Source organism: Methylobacterium ajmalii (assembly GCF_016613415.1).
GTDB classification, from domain to species: domain Bacteria; phylum Pseudomonadota; class Alphaproteobacteria; order Rhizobiales; family Beijerinckiaceae; genus Methylobacterium; species Methylobacterium ajmalii.
Window position 1 is genome coordinate 1 of record NZ_JACWCT010000133.1, and the last position, 3090, is coordinate 3090.

Here is a 3090-nt window from a genome sequence, read left to right on the forward strand (position 1 = left end):
GGCGCCTCCTGCGGCGCGACCGGCTCCGGCACGCGCAGGGCGGCCTGGCGGGGGGCCGCCTCCGGCATGAGGGCGCTCGGGGCCGCCGCGTCGGCATAGGCCATGGCGGTACGGCTGGCGGCCTCGTCCGGCTGGGCGCTCGCGAGCGCCACCGGGCGGACCCGGCCGGAGCGCGAGGACAGCACCACCGGTGCGGGCGGCGGGGGGGCGGCGGGCTTGGCGCCGCCGAACAGCATCGCGAAGAACTGGCCGACGACATTCGGGCTGTCCTCCTCGTCCGCCGCGGCGATGGCCTGGTTCACGCCCATCACGGTGCCGCCGCGGGAGAGGATCTCCGCCTTGGCCATCTCGTAGCCCGGCATCGGCCGGCCGTCGGCCGGCAGGTGGACGGTGCGGCCGTCGGGGAAGAGGCGGGCGAGCTGGTCGTGGCTCATCCGCGGCCAGGAGCGCACCGAGCCGACGTCGAGGTGAACGAACGGGCTGTTGGCCTGCGGATACCAGCCGACGCCGCCGCGCTGCATCTGCATGCCGATCGCCCGGATCCGGTCGATCGAGACGTCGGCGAGGTAGAAGTCCATCGCCTTGCCGAGCATGTGCTGGCTGTGCTCGGCCACCGCGCGGGAGCGGCGGCGCAGGGCGGCGTTGGTCTGGGGCGAGCGGTAGGCCGAGACGACGTGGATGGCGTCCTGCGAGCCGACGGCGCGGTGGGCCTCCCACACCACGTCGAACAGGCGCGGGTCCATCTTGGTCGGCTCGTCGAGGCGCCAGTCGCGCAGGAGCCAGTTCAGCTGCTCCAGGGCGGCCCGGTCGTAGCGCCCGTCACGCTTGAACGTGATCGCGGCGCTCTCCTTGGTGTGCTCGTGGAAGATCGAGATCGTTCGGGTATCGCCGTTGGCGACCGCGTCCTGCGTGCCGCTGGTCGAGCCGAGCACGGCGCCCAGGCAGGCGACCAGCGCCAGCGCGGCGCGGCGGCAGGAGCGGGATCCCCGGGTCGGGTCGGCCGCCCCGCGGCCGGCACGCTTGAGCGCTCGCACGATCCCTCATCCTCACTCGGGCCGACGGGCCCACATGGTGAACGCAGGGTTGCCGAGAACCGTAAACAAAGGGTTAGCGGGTCCCCGCGACAGGACCCGAAGAGGGCTAGGCCGTAACCGTGGCGAAAATCGGCCCCGCTTCACGTTTCCGTGCGGGACGGATTCGCGAGGGCTCGACGCGCGCGCGGCCGCGACCCGGAACGGGATCGCGGCCGGCCGTCGCGGGCCGCGCGAGCGGCCCGGAGCAGGGGAGGGATGGCCTGGACGGGGCCCGCGGCCCCTACCACCAGCCTCGGCGGATCGCCCCGGTCTCGCCGAAATAGTCCGGGGCCGGCTGCACCACGGCGGGCTCCTGCGGTTCGGTCGCGGTGGCGACCGGGCGGCGCGGGGCCGGGCGGGGCGCGGCCTGCTGCTGGGCCAGGTCCCGGTCGCGGCGCGGTGCGGCGGCGGGGGCGCCGGATGGCGTCCCGGCGGGCTTGGCGACCTTCGGCTTGTGGCCGGCCTCGGGCGGCAGCGCCTCGTTCGAGAGGCCGAGCGCCACCTTCACCCGGGCGTTGACGCCGTAGAGGTCCGGCAGGCTGCGCAGGGCCCCGGTCCCGTCGGCCTCCAGGGTGAAGTAGGCCAGATGCACCGGGATCTTCTCGGGCAGCATCACGGTGCGCTCGCCCTTGCCGATCAGGCCTTTCAGCCGCTCGGTCGGCCAGCGCGGCCCGAGCACCATCTGGGCGAAGCGGAAGGGGTCGTCGACGCGCACGCAGCCGTGGCTCAGCGCCCGCTCGGAGCGGGAGAACAGGGTGCGGTTCGGCGTGTCGTGCAGGTAGACCGCGTGGTCGTTGGGGAACATGAACTTGATGAAGCCGAGCGCGTTGCGCTCGCCCGGCGGCTGCCGGATGGCGATGCCGTTGCCGCGCTTGACCACCTGGTAGCCGAGGCGCGCCGCGTAGTTCGGGTCGCGGGCGAGGCCCGGCAGGAACTGGCTCTTGAGGATCGAGGGCGGCACCGTCCAGGACGGGTTGACCACCGCGTAGGTCATCTCGCCCGAGAAGATCGGGGTCGGGGAATCCGGCTTGCCGACGATGACCCGGGCCTCGTCGAGGACGCGGCCGTCGCGGATCACCCGCACCTTGTATTCGGGGATGTTGACGAAGACGTGGGTCCGGCCGAGATCGGCCGGCAGCCAGCGCCAGCGCTCCATGTTGGCGAGGAGGTCGGCCTCCTGCCGGTCCGGGCTCGGGCCGGCGAGGGCCGCCACGGTGGCGGGATCGAGGACCCCGCTCGCCTTCAGGCCGCGCTGGCGCTGGAAGCTCGCCACCGCCGTCGCCACGCCCTCGTCGTAGGCGGTGGCGTCCTGGGCGCCGGTCAGGCCGAAGCGGGCGCGGATCAGCGGCACCCGCGCGTCGCGCATGCCGGCCTTGAGCGCCGGGCCCTTGGGCAGGCGCACCATCGGCACGGCGCGGTTCGGCTGCTGGGCGCGCAGGGAGGCGAGCCTGGCCTTGAGGGCGAGGTAGCCGGGCTGGGCCGGGTTGTAGGCCTGGAGCAGGGTGCCGGCATTCGTCGTGGCCGGGGTGAGCCGGGTCAGCACCGCGTCGGCCCCGGGCAGGTCGAGCTTCGGGGTGATGAAGCGCGACAGGCGCGACGGCTCGAGGCGCGCGCCGCGGGCGTCGCGGGCGTAGAGCACCGCTGCCGCCGACAGCTTCAGGTCGGCCTCGGCCCGGTCCGCCGCCGTGGCGTGGGGCGGGTCGAGGAGCGGGATCGGGTAGGCGAGGGGGTCGAGCCCGTCCTCGCCCGCCGCCTGCAGCCGGGCGACCACCGCCTTGGCGGCGTCGGACCAGCCACTCTCGGTCAGCCAGACCGACTTGAAGGCGCCGAGCGCGTAGAAGGCCTGCATCGCCTCGCGCTGCTTCGCGTTGAGGCGGCGGATCAGCGTGAAGGCCGGGTCGGCGAGGCGCGCCGCCACCACCTCGGCCACCGGGTCGCCGGGGGCGGGCGGCGGCAGGGCGGGAGCCGAGGCTTCCGCCGGGGCCGCCGGCGCCTCGGGAGCGGGCGGGCTCGCGGC

2 protein-coding genes are annotated in these 3090 nt (G+C 74.9%); both read right to left on the reverse strand.

The features are described from left to right. Positions 1 to 1034: peptidoglycan L,D-endopeptidase MepK (locus HPY23_RS24780; protein WP_420891343.1), on the reverse strand; the 1034-nt coding region annotated here is incomplete at its 3' end. Positions 1035 to 1314: 280 nt separating this feature from the next. Then, a partial coding sequence (locus tag HPY23_RS24785; RefSeq protein WP_200649690.1) for a L,D-transpeptidase family protein occupies positions 1315 to 3090 on the reverse strand: 1776 nt, incomplete at its 5' end.